This is a genomic window from Cytobacillus kochii, from assembly GCF_020171845.1.
Lineage (GTDB): Bacteria > Bacillota > Bacilli > Bacillales > Cytobacillaceae > Cytobacillus > Cytobacillus kochii.
Map to the genome: position 1 here is coordinate 117,077 of NZ_JAIVAM010000001.1, position 22,252 is coordinate 139,328.

A 22,252-nucleotide genomic window follows, 5' to 3' on the forward strand; every position below is an offset into this window, starting at 1 on the left:
AAGATGTGAGCAAGTCACTCAAAAAGAAACCCGGGGATGAGTGCTTTGCAAAGGATGTTAGCAAGTCACTCAAAAAGAAACCCGGGGATGAGTGCTTTGCAAAAGATGTTTGCAGGTCACTCAGAAAGGAAACAGGGAATGAGTGCCTCGCAAAAGATGTTTGCAGGTCACTCAGAAAGAAACCCTGGGGATGAGCGCCGCGCAAAAGATGTTAGCAAGTCACTCAGAAAGAAACCCTGGGATGAGCGCCGCGCAAAAGGTGTTTGCAAGTCACTCAGAAAGAAACCCTGGGATGAGCGCCGCGCAAAAGGTGTTTGCAAGTCACTCAGAAAGGAAGCCGGGAATGAGCGCTTCGCAAAAAGTGTTAGCAAATCACTCAGAAAGAAAGCTGGAGATGAGCGCCGCGCAAAAGATGTTTGCAAGTCACTCAGAAAGGAAGCCGGGAATGAGCGCTTCGCAAAAGATGTTAGCAAGTCACTCAGAAAGAAACCCGGGGATGAGTGCCTCGCAAAAGATGTTAGCAAGTCATTCAGAAAGAAACCCGGAGATGTCCGCCGCGCAAAAGGTAATCTGAGTATAATTTTTATCTTTGGAGCAAGTTCGAAATAAAGGAAGCCCGTAATTAATAGTTTCTTACTATAGAAAAATTATATAATGATATTAATTGGTTATTCCTTATTTTGCTATATTTATAATTATCTGGATTATCAATCATAGCAATTGTAAAGTTCGTTGCTCTTAAAAAGATTTCGGAAAGGATAAGCGACGAAACAGACAGTATTCTGTATCTAACAAGAAATAATTCGCCATTTAAATGAGACCCAAAGAATATAAGCAAGGTTTATGTATTACGAAGTGAGCGAACTATTTACAAGAATAAAACCCGAGTACGCAAAGTGCCCAAGGAATTAATTCTTTATGATTCAACGGGCACACCGTTAAATGGTGTATCACTCAATTTGATCGAATCTGTTGGACATCCATCGATGGCGTCTTCAACGTCAAAGAGGAGATCTTCCGGTATTGGTTCATTTCCTTGGTTATCATCGAGAATGACAAAAGAGATTCCTTCGTCATCATAATCATACACATCTGGAGCTGAAGCACCGCAAGCGCCACAAGCAATACAAGTTTCTTTGTCTACAATCGTATATTTGGCCATGATATAACCTCCAATAAAAGTTTAGATACTAATGTTATAACTAAAAAAATACGGTTAACTAAATAATGTTATATACGGAATGATAATTGGATAATTATGATTTGTCAAATATTTTAGAAATAAATAATTTACGGTTATAACCTTAATTACCAATGTTTTTAACTTATTTTAATTATATTAACTCTATTTTAAAATATCTGATTTTTATTTACATTTAAAAAATTATGTGATAATTTAAGTGAAAATAAATATAACTTTTTTACGGTTGGAAACTTGTAAAAGGTTATATTTATATATGTTTTTTAAATGAAAGCGTTTTAAAAACGGGCTTTTTCTATAGAAGGCTAGTGCTCAAAAGCTTTTTTACAAAAATACTTACACAATCTCCACATAACAACACTGTTAAATTGAGGTGTTTCAACGATTAAAATAATGTACTTATACGAGTAGCTATCAAAAGGAAAAAGCCACAATAACCAATAAGGAGATAAAAAGATGATTCTACACAAAGCTGAAACCTTTAGTAAGTCTGAAATGGAAGCGCTACAGTTAGAAGGATTAAAGAAAACTGTGAATCGAGTATTTGAACATGTCCCTTTCTATCAAAATAAGTTTCAAGAATTAAATATTACTCCGAATGATATCCAAACCCTTGATGATTTAAGTAAACTTCCTTTTACGAAAAAATCCGATTTAAGAGATAACTACCCTTACGGCTTGTTTGCGGTAGAGATGAAGGATGTCCTTCGCGTACATGCTTCATCTGGTACAAGTGGGAAACCAACGGTTGTTGGTTATACTCAAAATGATGTTGATAACTGGGCAGATTTAGCTGCTCGTGCGATTGCCTTAGCTGGTGGTGAACCGGATGGCATTTTCCAAAATGCCTATGGTTATGGGCTATTTACTGGGGGATTAGGGATTCATTTTGGTGCAGAAAGATTAGGAATGGCGACAGTTCCGGTATCTGGTGGCAATACCGATCGCCAAATAATGATTATTGAGGATTTCAAACCGACAGTGATTGCAGGTACCCCTTCTTATATTTTAAAAATTGCAGAAGAAATGAAAGCGCAAGGCAAAGATCCAGCTAAGAGTTCCTTAAAATATGGCATTTTTGGTGCAGAACCATGGACAGAAGGTATGCGTAAAAAACTTCAAGAGTTGTTCGGTATAAAGGCAAGTGATATTTACGGATTAAGTGAAGTGATGGGACCAGGTGTAGCGATGGAATGTCATGAAGAACAACAAGGTCTGCATATTGCTGACGATCATTTCTTGGTAGAAGTAATCGATCCGGATACGTTAGAACCAGTAGCTGAAGGAGAAATCGGCGAACTTGTTTTTACTAGTTTAACGAAGGAAGCGTTCCCGATTATTCGTTATCGTACAGGAGACTTAGCTTCAGTAAAATCAGGTACTTGTTCCTGTGGTAGAACAACGAAAAAAATGTCACGAATTAAAGGGCGAATCGATGACATGATGATTATTCGGGGTGTAAATGTATTCCCTTCTGAAATCGAGCATTATTTATTACAAATAGAAGAATTGGCACCTATCTATCAAGTACATTTATTGAATGATGGTGTACTGGATAGTGTAGAACTTCATGTAGAAATGGATGAAGTTATGTATCAAAAATCGAACGGTGTCGATTTAGAGGGATATACTTTAGGTTTAATGAAAAAAGTCCAGCATTCCATGAAAAATAACTGTCTAGTTTCGATGAAAGTTAAAGTACATCCACCAAGGAGTATTCCAAGATCAGAAGGAAAAGCTGTTAGAATCGTTGATAAGCGACAAGTCGAAGTCATCTTGTGAAAAAATTAAAATGAATAATCAGAAAAATAAATTTGCTTTATAACATAACTATAATATATAATATCGTTATATAAACGTTATATAAAATGGAAAATAAATTAAAGAAGAGAGGGAAGGTAGATGAGTAGTTCAGTTGTAGCGGAGACAGAAGAACAAAAGTATGAACAGTTTATGGAACGGATCAATCGCGGTGAACAAATCGAAGCTGATGATTGGATGCCTGAAGATTATCGCAATGCATTAATTAAATTGATTTCCATGCATGGAATCAGTGAGATTATGGGAGCGCTTCCAGAGAAAGAATGGGTACCTAAAGCCCCGTCTATACAAAGAAAACTCGGCATCATGGCAAAGGTACAAGATGAAATGGGGCATGGCCAATTACTATTGCGTGTCGCTGAAGACTTACTTAAGCCTACTGGCAAAACACGAGATGGCATTATGCAGGATCTTTTTACAGGAAAATTGAAATTTCACAATGTATTTCATATGCCGGCACCGAGTTGGGGAGATGCAGGTTTAATTGGTTGGTTAGTAGATGGTGCGGCTATCATTACACAGACCAATATGCTTAACAGTTCGTATGCACCCTATTCAAGAGCATTGCATCGTATTTGTGCGGAAGAAGTCTTCCACGCTCAACACGGTGAATCGATTATCATGGCATTAGCAGAGGGAACAGAGGAACAAAGAGAAATGGTGCAAGATGCTGTGACAAGATGGTGGGAGTCACTTCTGTTATTCTTCGGACCCCCAAGTTCCCAAGTAGGCAAGTCAAAACAAGATATTACCATCAAATATAAAATCAGACCAAAGACAAATGAAGAATTGCGTCAAGCGTTCCTTACAAAATATGTACCTAGAATTCTATCTCTTGGTTTAGAGATTCCTGATCCAACCATTCGTTTTGATGAAGAGAAGCAAGAATGGATCTATCAACAACCTGATTGGTCGAAATTAAAAGAAATAATGAAAAATAATGGTCCTAAATCTCAGGAACGCTTAAATCTTCGCCGCGTATCTTACGAAAATAATGCTTGGGTGCGAGAAGCATTAGGTCAGATTAGCTAAAGGAGGAAGTCAGATGGGTAGTAATGAATTTTTTCAAGAATTCGAAGTATTTAGTAAGAAGACATCAAAAGCAGCTTTTCAACATCAATTTAGCTTGCTTGCCCCTAACGCTGAAATGGCTATGGTTATGGCCCAGGAGAACTTTTTACGCCGTGAACCTGTAGCAGATATTTGGGTGGTTAATCGTAAAGAAATTCGTGGTTTAAATTATGAAGAAAAGCAGATGTTGAACCGGTTAGATAATAAGGAATACAGAACAACAAAAGGGTATGGCTACTTAAAGAAAAAATGGCGCCATTACGAGCAACAAATGTTAGATGAAAAAGAGATTCTATCATGGGGGGAGAAGTAAGATGAGCACGAATGCAGTAGAAATGACACCAGCCCATAAAGAAGCACTTGCTGAGCTTTTATTTCAGCTTGCTGATGATGACTTTCTCCTCTCTTACCGCGGTTCAGAATGGCTAGGATTGGCGCCTCATATTGAAGAAGATGTTGCTTCATCTTCCATCAGTCAAGATACGATGGGTCATGCGAAAATGTATTTCGGTTTACTAGAAGAGCTGGGGTATGGAAAGATAGATGATCTAGCACATGGACGATCGGCGAAGGAAAGAAAGAATAGTATATTAGTAGAACGCGAAAATGGTGCAGGCTACTATATGGAAACACCAAGATATGATTGGGCATATGCAGTTGTTCGCAATTATTTCTATACGCTAGCGAAAAAAGTAAAAATAGATTCATTGAAAAAAACCACCTATCAGCCACTGGCTGAAGTAGCCACAAAAGTTAGCATGGAATTGTTTTACCATCATATACACTGGAGAACATGGTTTACGCAATTATTATCCTCATCTGACGAGGCTAAAGAGCGTATGAACAAAGCAATTGAAGGAGTAATGGCTGACTTTGGTGATGTTTTCTCTTATGGTAATGCATCTCAAAGCTTTAAAGAATTTGCTTTAATTGAAGATGCAACGGTATTAAAACAAAGATGGGAAGCAGCACTTGAAGAAGTAGTGAAAGCGCTTCATATCGAATCGCCTATCATACAGCAACCAGATCGAAATGGACGTTTAGGGGAACACACTGAGGAACTTGACCGTGCGTTAAGTACGTTATCAGAGGTTTATCGCCTCAATCCTTCTGTTCCTTGGTAAGACTTTTTAGAACATGTGAGGAGGAATAGAGATGTATCAACCGACTTTAGTAGCTGAAAAGGACATTATGGAAGCGCTTGAATTAGTTCAGGACCCTGAAATTAGCACAGTGAGTGTGGTAGACCTAGGGATGATCGAGGGTGTAGAAATACATGATTCCCATGTATCGATTACGATGCTTCCAACCTTTTTAGGGTGTCCAGCACTTGAAATCATCAAGAAGAATGTGGTCGAACAAATCCAAAGTGTAGCGGGGGTAGAAGCAGTAGAAGTATTATTCAAAACTGCACCTCCATGGACTTCAGATCGCATTACGGAAAAAGGACAAAAAGGACTAAAGGCGTTTGGTATTGCTCCGCCTCCAAAGCATTTTACAGAAGACGGTTCTTGGCATGTGGATTGCCCCTATTGCGGATCAACCTATGTCACGCTTGATAATATTTTTGGACCGACAGCCTGCAGAAGTATTTTATATTGTAAATCATGTAAAAATCCATTTGAAGCAATGAAACCAATATCAAACTTAATGTAAAGGGGAATATAAACAATGGTCAAATTAATCGCATTTTACAAGCAACCGGAAGATAAGGCAGCATTCGATGAGCATTATTACAATGTACACGTGCCAATTACTGAAAAAATTCCTGGATTACAAAAAATGAAAGTAACAAAAATGGTCGGTACACCAACAGGAGATGAGCCCAAATTTTATTTAATGTGTGAAATGTATTATGAAAATCATGAAGCATTGAAAAATGGTATGAAGTCACCTGAAGGTAAAGCATCAGCGAAAGATGTAATGGGGTTTGCAGGTAAACTGGTTAGCTTTGCTATCGGTGAAGAAGACGAATGAGTGAATACGTGTTTATAGAAACAAAAGTGGAGGGTTATATTGGCATCATAGAGCTGAACCGTCCGAAGCAATTGAATGCCCTTAATCGTCAAATGATAAAAGAAATTGTTCAGGTAATGGAGAGTTATGATCAGGACGATACCGTGAGAGTCATCTTACTCAAAGGAAAAGGAAGAGCTTTTTCAGCAGGCGCAGATATTGACGAAATGTCGAATGATGATCCCATTCATCTAGAGCTATTAAACCAATTTCAAGATTGGGATCGTCTTTCAGTGATAAAAAAACCGATTATCGGTGCGGTTCAAGGCTTTGTTTTCGGAGGGGGATTTGAACTGGCTTTAAGTTGTGATGTATTGATTGCAGCTGAAGGTACGGAATTCTCCTTTCCCGAAGTTAATCTAGGTGTGATGCCAGGTGCTGGAGGTACACAGCGTTTAACCAAACTTGTAGGTCGCACGCTCGCATTAGAGTGGATATGGAGTGCGAAACGTATTCAAGTAGAAGAGGCGCAATCTCATGGCTTTGTAAATAGAATTGTATCTGGCGAACTATTAGAAGAAGAAACATTAAAGTTTGCGAAAATGATTGCAGAAAAGCCGCCACTAGCTATCCGCCTCATTAAAGATTCCGTTAATAAAGCTGTTGATTATTCTTTATATGAAGGCATGCAATATGAACGAAAGAACTTCTATCTACTCTTCTCTTCAGAAGATCAAAAAGAAGGAATGAATGCTTTTATTGAGAAAAGAAAGCCCAAATTCCACGGAAAATAGAAAGAAGGTTGGCAATGTTCAATACAATTAATTATGAATGTCATGAAGGAATCAGTTGGATCAAGCTGAATCGACCCGATAAATTGAACGCTTTTATTGCAGAAATGAATCGCGAAATTACACAAGCAGTAAAGCAAGCGGCTAAAGATGAAAAAGTACGCTGCATCGTTATTACTGGTGAAGGTAGAGCGTTTTGTTCCGGGCAAGATTTAGCCGAGGTAAATGATGATACGAATCACGGTGATTTACTAAGAAATCATTACACACCGATGGTAAAAGCAATAATGGCTTGCGAAAAACCTATTATTGCGGCGGTGAATGGCGTAGCTGCAGGCGCTGGGTTTAGTTTAGCTTTAGCTTGTGATTTCCGTCTTGCTTCAGAAAAAGCTAGTTTTATCAATGCTTTTGTTAATATTGGTCTAATTCCGGACTCTGGTAATTTACATTTTCTTAGCCATGTAGTTGGCCGAGCGAAAGCGATAGAGATTTCTGTTTTAGGGGAAAAAATCCCTGCGCAGAAAGCCTTGGAGCTGGGTGTGATTAATCGCGTCATTCCACAAGATACTTGGCAAAAAGAAGTAGAGGAATTTGCAATTAAATTAGCAAAAATGCCTACAAAAGCCATTGGCTTAATTAAAAGATACTTAACACTGGCAGAGAATCTCCCGCTAGATGCTTATTTAGAAAAAGAAGCAGAAGGGCAACGAGTTGCTGGTTTAACAAAGGATGCAAAAGAAGGCGTTCAAGCATTTATAGAGAAAAGACAACCTGAATATATCGGGCAATAAAGATTAGGAGTGGTAGACATGGCAACAGTTCAAGAAACAGCTAAAGAAGCAGTATCAATGAAGAGAGATTACTATCACCTGATAATTAATGGCGAAAAAGTAGAAAGCACAGGCGGAGCAACAATCAAAACTTATAACCCTGCTACTGGTGAATTATTGGCAGAGGTGGCAAAAGCGTCAAAAGAAGATGCAGAAAAAGCAGTTTTAGCAGCAAGAGATGCATTTGACAACGGAAAGTGGAAGAAGTTTCCCGTTAATAAAAGATCGCGTATTATGAATAAAATCGCTGCTATTATGCGTAGTCGCTTTAATGAACTCGTTGAATTAGAGATGCTTGATACGGGTAAAACATTAAGCACAGCACAAGGACAAGTGATGCAAGCGATTGAGGATTTTGAATTTTATGCAGGCGCGATTGTTGGTCACCGTGGAACAGTCAATCCAATGGCAGGACAATTTCACAATTATACTGAAAAGGAACCTGTAGGGGTTTGTGCACAAATCATCCCTTGGAACTATCCTCTAATGATGGCTGCTTGGAAGGTTGCTCCTGCGATTGCAGTTGGATGTTCAATCGTTGTGAAACCAGCTAGCTTAACACCACTTACAGCGATTATTTTAGGAGAAATCTGCATCGAAGCAGGTGTCCCGGCAGGAGTAGTAAATATTGTTCCTGGATCAGGTAAAGATGTAGGGAATTACTTAGTTGAGCACGATAAAGTGGATAAAGTGGCTTTCACAGGATCAACACCAATTGGTAAAGATATTATGGCGAAAGCTTCAAATACATTGAAACGCGTGACATTAGAGCTAGGTGGAAAATCACCAAATATCGTTTTCGATGATGCGGATATTGATGCAGCAGTTGTAGGATCAATCTACGGAATTTACTATAACACAGGTCAATCTTGTGAAGCGCGTTCTCGTCTCTATGTACATGAGGATATTTACGATGAATTTGTAGAGAAATTTGTTGCAAAAACAAAGTCATTAACATTAGGTAACCCATTTGATAAGGGGACACATGTTGGTGCCATTATCGATCAGAACCAATGGGATGTCATTGATGGTTATGTGCAATCTGCCAAAGAAGAAGGCGCTGAAATTCTTGCGGGTGGTAAAGGTGCGCAAGTAGAAGGGTTTGAAAATGGCTTTTGGTATGAGCCTACAGTGATTGCTAATGTGAATCATGAGATGAAAGTGGTTAAAGAAGAAATCTTTGGGCCAGTTGTTGTTATCATGAAATTCAAAGATGAAAAAGAAGCAGTTAAACTGGCGAATGATACTGTGTATGGTTTGGGCTCCGCTGTTTGGACAAAAGACGGAGCAAAAGCAACAAGAGTAGCAAACAAAATTGAAGCAGGAATTGTTATGGTGAACTGCCCATTCTCTGCTTTTCCTGGTACACCTTTTGGTGGTTACAAACAGTCTGGTTTCGGTCGTGAATTATGTATTGAAACATTGGATCTTTATACAGAAACAAAAAGTATTATTTCTTACTTTGGGAACAAACCGCTGAACCCATTCGGCATTTAAGGAATACACATATGCGGATGCCAAGACTATTTACCCTTGGCATCCGCCTTCATTTATTAATGGGAAATAGAGGAGGAGAGCATGATGAGTAAAATTGTTGTTGTCGGATCAGGCGTGATGGGCAGAGGGATTGCTTATGTGAGCGCAGTCGGTGGATACGAAGTTGTCTTGAATGATATAAAGGAAGAAGCATTGAACAGTGCAAAAAAAGAGATTGAAAGTATTTTTGCAAAAGGTGTTTCTCGTGGGAAAATTACGGGTGAACAATCAGCCGCGGCTCAAGCGAATCTAAGCTATGCAACAGACTTGAAACAAGTAGTGGCTGATGCGGATCTTGTTATTGAGGCTGTTCCAGAAATTGCGAGCATTAAAAAAGACATTTTTGAAACGATTGATCAATATGCACCTGGACATTGTCGTTTTGCCTCTAATACATCAACAATGAGCCCGACGGAAATTGGCTCCTATACGAACCGCCCAGAAAAAACAATCGCCATGCACTTCTTCAACCCGGTACATAAAATGCCGCTAATTGAAATCATTCGCGGATTAGAAACGAATGATGACACAGTTGCTTTTATTGAAGGTGTTGCTGGCAAAATGGGTAAAGAAACAGTTGTTGTAAATGAGTTTCCAGGATTTGTAACTAGTCGTATGAGTGCGCTCGTCGGAAATGAAGCATTTTATATGCTTCAAGAAGGATTAGGGACGCCAGAAGATATTGATAAAGCGATTAAGTTAGGTCTGAATTATCCGATGGGACCATTCGAATTAGTCGATTTGGTAGGTTTGGATGCAAGATTAAACAACTTAAGGTATCTACATGAAAAATTAGGTGAAAAATACCGTCCTGCTCCATTACTAGAACAATACGTCAAAGCTGGCAGATTGGGAAGAAAATCTGGCAAAGGCGTCTATGATTACACGAAAAAATCAGAGGAGGCATCTGTAAAATGAGAGAAGTTGTTATCGTTGATGCAGTAAGAACACCAATTGGTCGCTATAAAGGCGCATTAAAGGATGTCCGTCCCGATGATTTAGGTGCAACAGTCATTAAAGCATTGGTCGATCGGAACCCTGGGTTACCTGCTGAGCAAATAGAAGAGGTGGTCCTAGGCAATGCCAATCAAGCGGGAGAAGACAATCGGAACGTTGGTCGTATGTCAGCCCTTTTAGCAGGTTTACCTATTGATGTTGCAGGTACAACATTGAACCGTCTCTGTGGGTCCGGATTAGATGCTGTTTTATATGCAGCACGTGCGATTGCCGTTGGGGAAGGTGACGTTTATATTGCTGGTGGTACGGAGAGTATGACGCGTGCACCATTTGTGATGGCTAAACCGAGTAAAGACTACCCAAGAGGTAATATGGAAATGTTCGATACAACGATTGGTTGGCGTTTTACGAATAAAAAGCTTCATGAAATGTATGGCACAGACTCTATGCCTCAAACAGCTGAAAATGTAGCCAAACGTTACAATATTTCTCGTGAAGATCAAGATGCATTTGCTTACGAAAGCCAACAACGTGCAAAAAAAGCTATGGACGCTAATATTTTTAAAAAGGAAATCGTCCCTGTTGTCTATCACGATCGTAAAGGAAATGAAGTAGTAGTGGATACGGACGAGCACCCACGCCCCGATACCTCATTAGAAAAGTTAGCTAAACTACGTCCCATTTTTGAAGGCGGAACAATTACTGCAGGTAATGCTTCTGGTGTCAATGATGGTGCAAGTGCATTGTTAATTATGAGTGCGGATAAAGCAAAAGAGTTAGGACTAAAACCATTAGTATCCTATGTTGCTGGTGCAACAGCCGGACTAGAACCAGCAGTCATGGGACTCGGCCCAATCTATGCATCAAGAAAGGCGCTAAATCGTGCCCATTTATCTACAGCTGATATTGGATTGGTTGAACTAAACGAAGCTTTTGCATCACAATCAATAGAATGCGTGAAACAACTTGAATTAGATACAGACAAAGTTAACGTCAACGGAGGGGCGATTGCCTTCGGTCACCCATTAGGGGCAAGTGGTGCGAGAATTCTTACGACGTTGATATATGAAATGAAACGTAGAAAAGAAACATATGGACTAGCAACGATGTGTATTGGAGTGGGACAAGGAATTGCTGCTATTGTGAAAAATGTAGAAGAATAAAGAATGATATTGTTTGGCCATGTCCCCTTCATGTATAAGGGGACATTGTGGCATTTAATAGGGAGTAAATCTTGTTTTAATAAGTGAAGAGGCAAGAACCATTATCAGAGGAAAGTGATCAATGCAACGTCGTAAGTTCGTTCTTGGTAAATGAGAGCCTCACAAAAGAGAGCATTATAGCAATGGCAAAATCCCAAATTAACAATCCATACAATTATGGTATCACTAGGCTAAACATCCAGCGATCATATCTATCAAATAGTATCCTTTAAAGGAGGAAAACTCAATGACAAACGTATTATTCAAGCTAGAGAATCATATTGCAACGGTTACGATTAATCGTCCAGACGTCCTTAATTGTTTTGATTATGCTACACTGAAAAAGCTTCAAGAAACGGTAGCGGATATGCAAATAAATCCTGATGTACGTGTGGTTATTTTCACAGGGGCAGGAGATAAAGCCTTTAGTGCTGGAGCAGATTTAAAAGAAAGAAAAACATTGAATGAACAACAAACAAGAAGAAATGTCCGCTTAATTCGTGATGTGTTCAATGATATTGCTAATCTACCGATGCCAACGATTGCTGCAATAAACGGATATGCCTTTGGTGGAGGGTTCGAACTGATTCTTGCTTGTGATTTTGCTCTCGCAGTAGAAGATGCTAAATTAGGTTTAACCGAAACGAGCTGGGCCATCATTCCAGGTGCAGGTGGTACACAGCGCTTACCGAGAGTGGTTGGAGAGATGAAAGCGAAGGAGTTAATCTTCACAGCCGCGAAAATATCAGCTAATGAAGCATATGGATTAGGAATTTTGACAAGAGTAGTAGAGAAAGAGGCTTTACAATCGACTTGTATTAACTTCGCACAACAAATGTTGAAAAGCGGGCCTGTTGCGCTTATCCAGGCAAAATATGCAATCTCACAAGGGATGAACACAGATATTCAAACTGGGATGGCGATTGAATCGAAGGCATATGAACTAACGTTACCAACAAATGATCGTGTCGAGGCACTGCAAGCATTTAGTGAAAAAAGACAACCGGTGTTTCAAGGGAAATAACTATTGCGTTTCTTTGTCTTTTTTAGATAAGATAAAAGATAAAGTACGAATGGAAAAAGAGTGTGATAGAAATGGGCAATAATACGCAATCTTTAATCTTTACGATATATGGAGATTACTTGCGTCATTATGGCAATAAGATTTGGATAGGTACGCTCATCCACCTACTGAAAGAATTTGGCCATAATGAGCAGTCAACAAGAGTAGCAATGTCCCGAATGTACAAGCAAGGCTGGGTTCAGTCTGAAAAGAAAGGGAATAAAAGCTATTACTATTTGACCCTGCGTGGAGAAGATCGGATGGAGGAAGCTGCGGGTAGGATATTTAAACTGAACCCGCATAGTTGGAAAGGTAAATGGTGTTTCCTTATGTATTCGATTCCAGAGGAAAAACGCCAGGTTCGTGATGAGTTCAGAAAAGAGCTTGTTTGGAGTGGATTCGGTAGTTTTCAAAATGGTTTTTGGATCTCACCAAATAACCTAGAAAAAGAAGTCAAGCAACTTGTTAAGAAGTATGAGATAGAGTCTTATGTTGACTTCTTTGTTTCAGAATATAAGGGGCCTCAAGATAGCCTGTCATTAGTGGAGAGAAGTTGGCCTGTAGATGAAATTCAAGCAAAGTATGAAGAGTTTATTTCTACATATAGTAAGCAATATATTATTCATCAAAGTATGATCCAAGATGGGAAAATGACTAAAGCAGAATGTTTTGTCGAAAGGACATTACTTGTTCATGAATACCGTAAATTTCTCTTTATCGATCCAGGTCTACCGAAGGAGCTTCTTCCTGTAGAGTGGAATGGGAACCATGCAGCACTTTTATTTACGCAATATTATAAATTACTTGCAGAACCTGCTAATGAATTCTTCGAAGAGATTTTTCGGAAGGATAATGATATCAAACGAAAAGATGCTGATTATGATGTGTCGAAGCATCCTTTAATGAGTGAAGAATAAAACGATGGCTATTTCAGCCATCGTTTTTCACTTGTTGCCCTTGAAATTCTGCGCCTTTTTGCACATAACTATCAATAGAAAGTTGTATTAACGCCAGATCCTTCTCATCGATTGCACGTACAACTTTTCCGGGTGAGCCGATCACAAGGGAGCGTGGCGGAATTTTTTTATTGGCTGGTATAAGCGTATTGGCACCAATAATACATTCTTCTCCAATGTGTGCCCCATCTAAAATGGTTGATCCCATACCTACAATTGAGCGCTTACCAATATGGCAACCATGAAGAACAGCATTATGGCCTACTGTTACTTCATCTTCAATAATTGTTGGTGAACCTTCGTATAGATGAATGGTTGCATTATCTTGAATACTACAACGTTCTCCAATGATTATTCTATCTTCATCTCCTCTAATGACAGCATTAAACCAAACAGAGGATTGTTTTCCAATGATTACATCACCAATAATATAAGACCCTGGTGCTTGAAATACGGTTTGATCTACAGAAGGTTTTTTGTCTCGGTAAGGTATGATCATTATTTTTTCCTCACTTTTATATTTTTTAGAATTGTCATACATTAAAATTTATTATAACATAATTATTACAGGTGGTGAAAAAATGAAATACTTAACAACTCTTTTAAATATTCAATATCCCATTATTCAAGGAGGGATGGGCAATATCAGCTCTGCACAATTAACAGCGGCTATATCTGAAGCAGGAGGCTTAGGGACAATCGGGTGTGGGACATCATCCGTTGAAGAAGTAGCCGAAAAGATTAAAGCAGTGAAAAAAATGACAACAAAACCGTTTGCCGTCAATATTCCCCTGACTGTTACAGAAGACGTGATAGGGATGATGAAATTGGTTATAAAAGAGCAAGTGCCGATTGTTTCTCTATCAGCTGGTAATCCAGCACCATACATAGCTAAGCTACATGAGGTGGGGATAAAAGTCATTGTCGTTGTCGCTTCAGTGAAACATGCTATGAAGGCGGAACGAGCAGGAGCGGATATATTAGTAGCGGAAGGTTTTGAGGCAGCAGGAATTAACTCAAGCTTAGAACTTACGACTTTTACGTTAATTCCACAAATCGTCAAGGCTGTTAATGTTCCAGTTGTTGCAGCTGGTGGTATTGGTGATGGGAGCGGATTAGCAGCAGCTATGATGTTAGGAGCAAGTGGTTGCCAAATGGGAACGAGGTTTATTGCCACAGAAGAAGCACCTTTTCATGAAAACTATAAGAAAAAAATCATTCAGGGTGACGACCTTTCAACAATGATATTGGGCAGACCACATGGGAAAGTAAGAAGAGTCATCACTGTGCCGTATGCTCAAACAGTGCTAGCGGAACAGGAAAATGATTCAGTTGAACAATATTTAGCAAAAACATCAGAAACACAGCATGTATTAGGCGCTATTGAGGGTGATTTTGAAAACGGCTTCATAAATGGTGGTCAGGTTGTTGGGCTTATTGACAGAATCCCAACTGTGAAATTCTTAATTGAACAAATGATGAAGGATTTAGAAGCGCAGGTAAGTGAAATTCATCAGCAGTTATTTAAATAAGGAGTCACGACATTACTAGATGAACTAATTTCAAAAACGAACAATAACAAATTATAGTTTATAAAAAATTATTTGCAAAAAAGTCCGTTCCATTGCACTACAGACACTCGCTTTCCGCGGGGAGGGGCTGAGCCTCCTCGGCATTGCCTGCGGGGTCTCAGCTTTCCCTCTATTTCCCGCAGGAGTCGAGTGTCTTCCGCTTCATTTCACTATTCTTATTCATATAAGGATTCAAATCACAGAAAAAAACCGAATGATTAGATGTTAGATACGCCTTAATCATTCGGATAAATTATTAGCTATATACTTATGTCCCAACCTCTATGCTTTATGCCACGTGATTTTGTTTTCGTTTTTTTGCCTTTTCTGCAGTCGCAGTAAACAATACATCAGAAGATGAGTTCAATGCGGTTTCACAAGAGTCTTGTAGAACTCCAATAATGAATCCAACTGCAACGACTTGCATGGCTACATCATTAGAAATCCCGAACAAGCTAGCTGCTAGAGGAATTAATAATAGAGACCCCCCAGCCACACCTGATGCACCGGCAGCAGATACAGCAGATAAGACACTTAAAATAATGGCTGTCCATAGATCTACTTCAATACCTAGAGTATGGGCAGCGGCTAGTGTTAATACGGAGATAGTCACAGCAGCTCCTGCCATATTAATTGTAGCACCTAGTGGAATAGAGATAGAATAAGTATCTTCATCTAAATCCATCTTTTTACAAAGATTTAAGTTTACAGGGATATTAGCAGCAGAGCTTCTAGTGAAGAATGCAGTAATCGCACTTTCTCTTAATGTTTGTAAAACCATTGGATAAGGGTTTTCTCTTGTGAAAAAGAAAACGATTAATGGATTTACTACAAGTGCAATAAAGAACATACAGCCAAGCAGCAAGATTAAAAGCTGTCCATATTCTGTTAATGCGGAAAGTCCATTTGTAGCAATCGCATCAAAAACAAGACCTAAAATACCGATTGGTGCTAACTCAATTACCCATTTAACAATAGTGGTGATAGCTGTTGAGATATTGGCTAATGCAATTTTTGTTGTATCTGCAGCAATCGATTTCAAAACAACGCCCAGTACGATTGCCCAAGCTAAAATACCAATATAATTTGCATTCATTAATGCGTTAACTGGATTATCTACTATATTAAATAACAATGTTTGCAATACTTCCATGATACCACCTGGAGGTGTAACATCTTCTGCTCCAGTTTGAAGTGTCAGGTTAACAGGGAATATGAAGCTAGCAATAACAGCGATAGCACCAGCTGAGAATGTACCTATTGCATATAGTAAAATGATCGTCTTCATATTTGTTTGTTGCCCAACTTTGTGGCTGCTGATAGCGTTAATAACTAAAAATAAGACTAATACAGGCGCAACAGCTTTTAAAGCACCGACAAATAGAGAACCAAATATAGAAATCCAACTAGCTTGTGGAACAACTAAAGCTAATATAATACCAATAATCAGACCAGCTAGAATACGCTTTACTAAACTAATTTCGCTCCATTTACGTATGAAGTTTTTCATGATGATCCTCCAAATTCAAATTTAATATATTAATATAATGTACAGTTGTCACGTCCACGTGGACAATATCTTTCAATAAGTGTATCACGAATTGTTCATTAACGGAATAAGAAATTATTTCGAAATATTCATTTTTGATAGATGATTTTCCTTCAAAAAGTCTATGTGTTGCTCTTTCTTTAATAGATAAAAAATAAAAATAGTAAATGCAAATGGCTTTCGCAAGATATGTTACTTCCTGTTCGCTAGTTTGAGATTTTTTGTGATCGTTTAACTTAATGATTATTGTCTTCCTTTTTATTACATATTTAATATATTTATAAAGCAGAGACGAAGGTATTTGAATTTACCTAGGTTTATAAAAACGTAAGTTTCTGCTCTATTATTTCATCTTGATCGTATAGATATTCCACAGGTAAATACCATTGAATGGAATGTTATTGTAAAATATTTCATAAATGAAATACTATTGACTGCAGCTTGATTATCTGCAATAATAAACTCAATTAAATACTGGTACCTTTAATTCAGTCCAGAGAGGCTGGCAAGGGCAGCGGATAACATTATTTCTGTAGTGATATAGTATTTTCTAGAGAGAAATACTATATATAATCATATACAGATAATGAAATTAGAGGCTAATTGTCAGATCTTACTGATGATTAGTCTCTTTTTTTCTGCTTTTTGGTATCAGAAAACTGATGGAGGGATTTACATGAGTAAAATCGATCAAGAGTTTTCGTGGCAAGCGGTGCCAAAATCGCAGAGAAATAATTTCTGGAAGACATTATTCGTTATGTTAGGGTTCACGTTTTTCTCAGCAAGTATGTTAGCAGGAGGAGAGCTTGGTATAGGGCTGAGCTTTAGTGAGTTTATTGTCATCGTCCTCTTAGGGAATTTACTATTAGGCATATATACAGGTGCTCTTGCACATATTGCTGCCAAGACAGGATTGTCCACACATCTATTAGCTAAATATGCTTTTGGAGAGAAAGGGTCGTATTTGCCTTCCTTTTTACTAGGATTTACACAAGTTGGTTGGTTTGGTGTTGGTGTGGCTATGTTTGCTGTTCCTGTAGCAACAGCGCTAGATTGGAATGTGTATGCACTTATCTTTGGTTTCGGTATTGCGATGACAATCACTTCACTCTACGGGATGAAGTCATTGGTTATTTTAGGGTTTATTGCAGTACCTGCAATCACGCTCTTGGGTGGTTATTCAGTTATAGAAGGAATTTCTTCTTTTGGTGGCTTAGAAGGCTTAATGGATTACACACCTGCGCAAACGATGACGGTTGCTGCAGCATTGTCCATCTGCATAGGGTCATTTATAAGCGGCGGAACATTGACACCTGACTTTGCAAGGTTTGCTAGGACTTCTAAGCAAGCCGTAACAGCAACAGTCATCGCCTTTTTCTTAGGAAATTCACTTATGTTTTTATTTGGTGCAGTCGGTGCGATGGCATATGGTTTAGCTGATATATCTGAAGTCATGTTTTTACAAGGATTGATGATTCCAGCTGTACTTGTATTAGGACTTAACATCTGGACAACAAATGATAACGCCTTATATGCATCGGGGCTTGGTTTTGCCAATATTACGAAGATTTCCAAGAAAGTATTTGTTGTCGTAAATGGTTTGATTGGTACAATCTTTGCTATGTGGATGTACAATAACTTCGTTGGTTTCTTAAATATCCTAAGTGCTGCCGTACCATCTATCGGTGCGATTATCATAGCAGATTATTTCTTCATTAAACGTAGAAACTATGTAGAATTTGAGCAAGTGAAATTTAAAGTCATTAATTGGGTGGCCATGGGAGCATGGGCACTAGGGGTTACTTTTGCTCAAATTATGCCGGGCATTACACCTCTTAATGCATTGTTTGGCACAGCAATCATTTATATCGTTTTAACCTTCATTGTAGCAAAAATATCAAAATCTAAGGGGATGACAACAAATGATCATACAGAACGCGAAATTACGGGGTAAAGAAGGGCTATGGCAATTAATTATTAAAGATGGTGTTTTTCACGAGATTACTCAAAAAACAATTGAAGTTCCAGATGGTGAACAAGTAATTGATGTTGATGGGGCGCTCACTTTACCTCCATTTATTGAACCTCATATTCATCTGGATACAACTTTAACAGCAGGTGAGCCAGAATGGAATAGAAGTGGTACTTTATTTGAGGGAATCCAAAGATGGTCAGAGCGTAAAGCATTTTTAACTCCAGAAGATGTTAAAACAAGGGCGAAGCAAGCGCTAAAATGGCAAATTGCCCAAGGGATTCAGCATGTTCGCACACATGTCGATACCACTGATACAACCTTAACAGCTGTTAAAGCTTTATTGGAAGTAAAAGAAGAAATGAAAGACTATGTTAATATCCAGCTTGTTGCTTTCCCGCAAGAAGGGATTTTATCGTATCCAAGTGGGGCAGAGCTGATGGAAGAAGCGTTGAAAATGGGTGTCGATGTCGTTGGTGGCATTCCACACTTTGAATTTACAAGAGAATATGGCGTAGAGTCGATGAAGATTGCTTTTGACCTTGCCGAAAAATACAATCGTTTAATTGATATCCATTGTGATGAAATAGATGATGAACAGTCACGTTTTGTTGAAGTTGTAGCTAAAGAGGCGTATGAGCGGGGTTTAGGAACACGAACAACAGCAAGTCATACGACAGCGATGGGGTCTTATAATGATGCATACACATATAAGCTGTTCCGCTTACTAAAGATGTCTAACATTAATTTTGTTTCAAACCCATTAGTCAATATTCATTTGCAAGGTAGATTTGATACGTATCCAAAAAGAAGGGGATTGACTAGGGTAAAAGAAATCCAAGAAGCAGGACTTAATATTTGCTTTGGTCATGATGATATTTTTGATCCTTGGTATCCTCTTGGAACAGGCAATATGTTACAAGTACTTCATATGGGTATTCACGCTTCCCAGTTGCTCGGTTATGAACAAATTGTCAATTCAATCGATTTGATTACGAAAAATAGTGCAAAGACATTACAAATCGAGGATGAATATGGTATTGATAAAGGTAAACCGGCGAATTTTATTATCCTTGAAGCAGAAAATGAATATGAGGCCGTTAGGAAACAAGCGACAGTCCTTTATTCTATTCGCGGAGGTAAAGTGATAGCTGAAACGAAGCCACAAGTAACTAATATTACATTTGGAGATCATGTTGAGCAAGTTGATTTTAAAAAATGAATCTAACGATATTAACCACAGAGGAATCTGTGGTTTTTTCTATAGGGGGTTTTTGAATGAAGTACACTAAATTATTTATCGGCAAAAGGAAGAGGATTGGTTTTAGTAAAAGGGTATGAATAATATCTAGTTTTTCGATTTTTAACCCCTCTATTATTAACTACTAAGACCATTTTACAATCTCAGCCAGTTTTCTGTTGGATCCACCGCAGGTAGAGCGGCTGATAGTGCCTTAACTTTTGCCGTCAATCATTTCCCAAAAGTGCCAAGAGGCTTTGGACATTTGTTTCTCTTTGAGGCGCAAAATAACAGGTTCCATTTGATATTCATAAGATTGTATTGCTCGAACTTCAATATTTTCAAACAGCTGAGGAGCATTGTCCATTTGCGGAATCATCGATATCCCCAGGCCTTTACTGACAAGTTGGATGGCCATCATCACATCTTTACATTCAATAATGATATTTGGAGTTAAATTTCTTTCCTCAAAGGACTTAAGGATATTTTCAGTGAAAGTCAAACCTTCTAGTGCTCCTAATAAGATGAAAGGAAAGGAAGCTATTTCTTCAAAAGTTGTTCTGTCAGGAGACAGTTGATCTGCCCATTCACTTGGAATAATCGCTACACAAGATCGTTTGTTCAAACTTTTTATTTTGTATTGCTCATTATTCATTGGTCTTAATAGAAAAGCCATATCGATTTCTCTTTGGTCGAGTCTTTTCAATAATTCCTCGGTATTACCGTTTAAAATACTGACCTTGACATAGGGAAATTCCTTTCGATATAAGCTGATATAATCAAGCAGCAGATTTGAGCAAGAAGAAGATACCCCGATTCGCACAGTTCCAGCATCTCCTCGTTCGATTTCTTGTATTTGTTCTTCTACAACTTGCATTTCCATTAACATTTGTGTTGCATATTTGTACAAAATGATTCCTGTCTCTGTTAACTCCCATTTTTCTCGGTAACGATGAATTAAGGTAGAACCTAAGTCGGTTTCTAGCTTTTTTAAAACTTGGCTCAAAGGGGGTTGCGCCATATGCAGAACTTTTGCTGCTTTAGAAATACTCCCTTGATCGACGATTGTTTTATAATATTGAAGCTGTCTGATATCCATTATTTCTCCCCTTTCATCATATGTAATTTGATATAACTAGTTTATCATATATATATTTTTTATATATTTGTTTCGATGATAAAATGAGTAAGTGAAACATTGAACAAATTAGAATCGGGTGAAACAAATTATGGCTAAAAGACTAGTTCTTTATGTACTAGGCTTATTTTTTTTATCACTAGGCGTTAGTTTTTCTATTCAAGCTGATTTAGGGGTTTCACCAGTATCATCATTACCTTATGCGTTAAGTTTAAGTACTGGTATGAAAATCGGTATGATGACTGTCGCTGCGAATATTCTATTTATTATTGTTGGAAGCATTTTGACTAAATCTTTTATTGTGAAAGAGGTTGTTGGTCAACTGATTATTTCGTTCTTATTCGGTGGATTTATGGATTTAACTTTGCTTTTAGTCCAACTTTTTCCATCACCACAAACAATTGGGATGAAAATTATCTTCTTGCTTATTAGTTTATTTGTTGTGGCAGTAGGCCTGTTAGGATATTTTAATGCTAAGTTACCACTTATGCCTTATGATGCCTTAACCTATTCCATCAGTGCGCGTTTTAAGATGGTTTTTAGTAAGGCGAAAATTACAAGCGATTTATTGAATGTCTGTGTCGCCGGTGCTGTTTGCCTCATCTTTGTCCATTCACTAGGAGCTATCGGGGTTGGCACAGTTATAGCGGCTTATTTTATTGGTAAGATCCTTGGTTGGATGACAAAATTATACGAAGTACCGTTAAAAGAATGGCTGTGGGCAAAGCCACAAGAGGAATTAAGTAAGATTAACTAAGGGGTAATATAAAATAATTCATCATAACCAGTGAGGGATGGGGATGCCTTGCTGGTTATTTTTTAGTTAAGAAAGATATTTTGTTGTTTACGCTAATCTAGTTGGAGGAGAATAAAAGACAAACCGGCAATATAACCGGTTCTCAATTTGATTCTCCCTCTTCCAATTGCTTTAATTTCTCATGATATCTTTTATGGGCTCCTTTTAAGGCAACAATTACTGCTGTGGTGGATGGTGCGAAATAGTGCTTTTCTATCCGGTTGATAAGGCCTTGAAGGTCTGTACTCATGTCAAATCCAATCATTAATCTCTTAAAGAAATCTTGCGTCAGTCCAGTTATAAAGGTAAATTCTGCGTTGATAATTTTATGGTTAGTAGAATTGATTTCGAGTACAATACCTGCGTGTTTGTATACTTCATACATCGCTGTGCCTTGTGGAGCTTTGGCATAAGCAGTAACAAGTACGGAGCTAAGTTCATTTTGTGCCATGATAGTGGCTCCCTTCTATTTCGGTTTACTAAACAGTTCTATTTTATCATATAACTTAAAAGGTTTTTAGAATTGAAAATTTTCCATTGACTATCTAAATCTTTTAAAATATGATAATACTATCAAAATGATTTGAATATATTATTCTTTC

The 22,252-nt window shown here is 38.2% G+C and carries 23 protein-coding genes; 18 read left to right on the forward strand and 5 right to left on the reverse strand.

The genetic code is table 11. The annotated features are described in order from the left end of the window. The first annotated feature begins 45 nt into the window (after positions 1–45). Complete coding sequence (locus LCM23_RS00555) at positions 46–609, forward strand: hypothetical protein (protein WP_224934579.1); 564 nt, start codon at positions 46–48, stop codon at positions 607–609. Between the two features lie 307 nt (positions 610–916). On the opposite strand, the gene LCM23_RS00560 is transcribed toward LCM23_RS00555, so the two are convergent. After that, the gene (locus LCM23_RS00560; protein WP_095370463.1) at positions 917–1,162 is read right to left on the reverse strand and encodes a ferredoxin; all 246 of its coding nucleotides are present in this window, start codon (positions 1,160–1,162) and stop codon (positions 917–919) included. 495 nt (positions 1,163–1,657) lie between these two features. Between LCM23_RS00560 and LCM23_RS00565 the strand changes: the two genes are divergently transcribed. The 13 genes from LCM23_RS00565 to paaX all read left to right on the forward strand — a co-directional run bounded on the left by LCM23_RS00565 (position 1,658) and on the right by paaX (position 13,345). Beyond that, positions 1,658–2,983 carry a phenylacetate--CoA ligase family protein gene (locus tag LCM23_RS00565; RefSeq protein WP_095370462.1) on the forward strand — a complete coding sequence of 442 codons (1,326 nt, stop codon included), beginning with the start codon at positions 1,658–1,660 and terminating at the stop codon, positions 2,981–2,983. Positions 2,984–3,103: 120 nt separating this feature from the next. Continuing rightward, a complete protein-coding gene (paaA, locus tag LCM23_RS00570; protein ID WP_224934581.1) occupies positions 3,104–4,054 on the forward strand; it encodes a 1,2-phenylacetyl-CoA epoxidase subunit PaaA in 951 nt (316 codons plus the stop codon). 13 nt (positions 4,055–4,067) lie between these two features. After that, a complete protein-coding gene (gene paaB / locus LCM23_RS00575) occupies positions 4,068–4,406 on the forward strand; it encodes a 1,2-phenylacetyl-CoA epoxidase subunit PaaB (RefSeq protein ID WP_095370460.1) in 339 nt (112 codons plus the stop codon). Between the two features lies 1 nt (position 4,407). Further along, positions 4,408–5,217 carry a 1,2-phenylacetyl-CoA epoxidase subunit PaaC gene (paaC, locus tag LCM23_RS00580; protein ID WP_224934583.1) on the forward strand — a complete coding sequence of 270 codons (810 nt, stop codon included), beginning with the start codon at positions 4,408–4,410 and terminating at the stop codon, positions 5,215–5,217. Between the two features lie 31 nt (positions 5,218–5,248). Beyond that, on the forward strand, positions 5,249–5,749 hold the full coding sequence (gene paaD, locus LCM23_RS00585) for a 1,2-phenylacetyl-CoA epoxidase subunit PaaD (RefSeq protein WP_224934585.1): 501 nt from the start codon (positions 5,249–5,251) through the stop codon (positions 5,747–5,749). A 15-nt stretch (positions 5,750–5,764) separates the two neighbouring features. Continuing rightward, positions 5,765–6,070, forward strand: coding sequence for an EthD family reductase (locus tag LCM23_RS00590; RefSeq protein WP_095370457.1), 306 nt, complete (start codon positions 5,765–5,767; stop codon positions 6,068–6,070). Next, positions 6,067–6,843, forward strand: a complete 777-nt coding sequence (locus LCM23_RS00595; RefSeq protein ID WP_224934587.1) for an enoyl-CoA hydratase/isomerase family protein — start codon at positions 6,067–6,069, stop codon at positions 6,841–6,843. Before LCM23_RS00590 ends, LCM23_RS00595 begins: the two co-directional genes overlap by 4 nt. 14 nt (positions 6,844–6,857) lie before the next feature. After that, complete coding sequence (locus tag LCM23_RS00600) at positions 6,858–7,631, forward strand: enoyl-CoA hydratase-related protein (RefSeq protein WP_224934589.1); 774 nt, start codon at positions 6,858–6,860, stop codon at positions 7,629–7,631. A gap of 18 nt (positions 7,632–7,649) precedes the next feature. Continuing rightward, entirely contained in the window at positions 7,650–9,167 is a 1,518-nt protein-coding gene (locus LCM23_RS00605) for an aldehyde dehydrogenase family protein (protein WP_224934591.1), read from the forward strand. A gap of 81 nt (positions 9,168–9,248) precedes the next feature. Beyond that, positions 9,249–10,124, forward strand: coding sequence for a 3-hydroxyacyl-CoA dehydrogenase (locus LCM23_RS00610; RefSeq protein ID WP_224934593.1), 876 nt, complete (start codon positions 9,249–9,251; stop codon positions 10,122–10,124). Continuing rightward, the gene (locus tag LCM23_RS00615) at positions 10,121–11,326 is read left to right on the forward strand and encodes a thiolase family protein (RefSeq protein ID WP_224934595.1); all 1,206 of its coding nucleotides are present in this window, start codon (positions 10,121–10,123) and stop codon (positions 11,324–11,326) included. Before LCM23_RS00610 ends, LCM23_RS00615 begins: the two co-directional genes overlap by 4 nt. A 286-nt stretch (positions 11,327–11,612) precedes the next feature. Further along, entirely contained in the window at positions 11,613–12,389 is a 777-nt protein-coding gene (locus LCM23_RS00620; protein ID WP_224934598.1) for an enoyl-CoA hydratase-related protein, read from the forward strand. Between the two features lie 71 nt (positions 12,390–12,460). Further along, positions 12,461–13,345 (forward strand): phenylacetic acid degradation operon negative regulatory protein PaaX, encoded by an 885-nt coding sequence (gene paaX / locus LCM23_RS00625; protein WP_224934600.1) that lies wholly within the window; start codon positions 12,461–12,463, stop codon positions 13,343–13,345. A 13-nt stretch (positions 13,346–13,358) separates the two neighbouring features. Here paaX and LCM23_RS00630 read toward each other — a convergent pair whose 3' ends face one another. Continuing rightward, complete coding sequence (locus LCM23_RS00630; protein ID WP_224934602.1) at positions 13,359–13,883, reverse strand: gamma carbonic anhydrase family protein; 525 nt, start codon at positions 13,881–13,883, stop codon at positions 13,359–13,361. 82 nt (positions 13,884–13,965) lie between these two features. On the opposite strand from LCM23_RS00630, the gene LCM23_RS00635 reads away from it, so the two are divergent. Then, positions 13,966–14,916 carry an NAD(P)H-dependent flavin oxidoreductase gene (locus LCM23_RS00635; protein WP_224934603.1) on the forward strand — a complete coding sequence of 317 codons (951 nt, stop codon included), beginning with the start codon at positions 13,966–13,968 and terminating at the stop codon, positions 14,914–14,916. A 328-nt stretch (positions 14,917–15,244) separates the two neighbouring features. Here the strand turns inward: LCM23_RS00635 and sstT are convergent, their stop codons facing one another. Beyond that, positions 15,245–16,465: a serine/threonine transporter SstT gene (gene sstT / locus LCM23_RS00640; RefSeq protein WP_224934606.1), complete on the reverse strand. Its 1,221-nt coding sequence runs from the start codon at positions 16,463–16,465 to the stop codon at positions 15,245–15,247. A 715-nt stretch (positions 16,466–17,180) separates the two neighbouring features. Between sstT and codB the strand changes: the two genes are divergently transcribed. Then, complete coding sequence (gene codB, locus LCM23_RS00645) at positions 17,181–18,458, forward strand: cytosine permease (RefSeq protein ID WP_224934608.1); 1,278 nt, start codon at positions 17,181–17,183, stop codon at positions 18,456–18,458. Then, entirely contained in the window at positions 18,427–19,698 is a 1,272-nt protein-coding gene (locus LCM23_RS00650; protein WP_224934610.1) for a cytosine deaminase, read from the forward strand. Before codB ends, LCM23_RS00650 begins: the two co-directional genes overlap by 32 nt. 232 nt (positions 19,699–19,930) lie before the next feature. On the opposite strand, the gene LCM23_RS00655 is transcribed toward LCM23_RS00650, so the two are convergent. Next, positions 19,931–20,815 carry a LysR family transcriptional regulator gene (locus LCM23_RS00655; RefSeq protein ID WP_224934612.1) on the reverse strand — a complete coding sequence of 295 codons (885 nt, stop codon included), beginning with the start codon at positions 20,813–20,815 and terminating at the stop codon, positions 19,931–19,933. Positions 20,816–20,945: 130 nt separating this feature from the next. On the opposite strand from LCM23_RS00655, the gene LCM23_RS00660 reads away from it, so the two are divergent. Further along, positions 20,946–21,611, forward strand: coding sequence for a YczE/YyaS/YitT family protein (locus LCM23_RS00660; RefSeq protein WP_224934614.1), 666 nt, complete (start codon positions 20,946–20,948; stop codon positions 21,609–21,611). 142 nt (positions 21,612–21,753) lie between these two features. On the opposite strand, the gene LCM23_RS00665 is transcribed toward LCM23_RS00660, so the two are convergent. Next, entirely contained in the window at positions 21,754–22,101 is a 348-nt protein-coding gene (locus LCM23_RS00665; RefSeq protein ID WP_095370442.1) for a DUF3870 domain-containing protein, read from the reverse strand. Between the last annotated feature and the right edge of the window lie 151 nt (positions 22,102–22,252).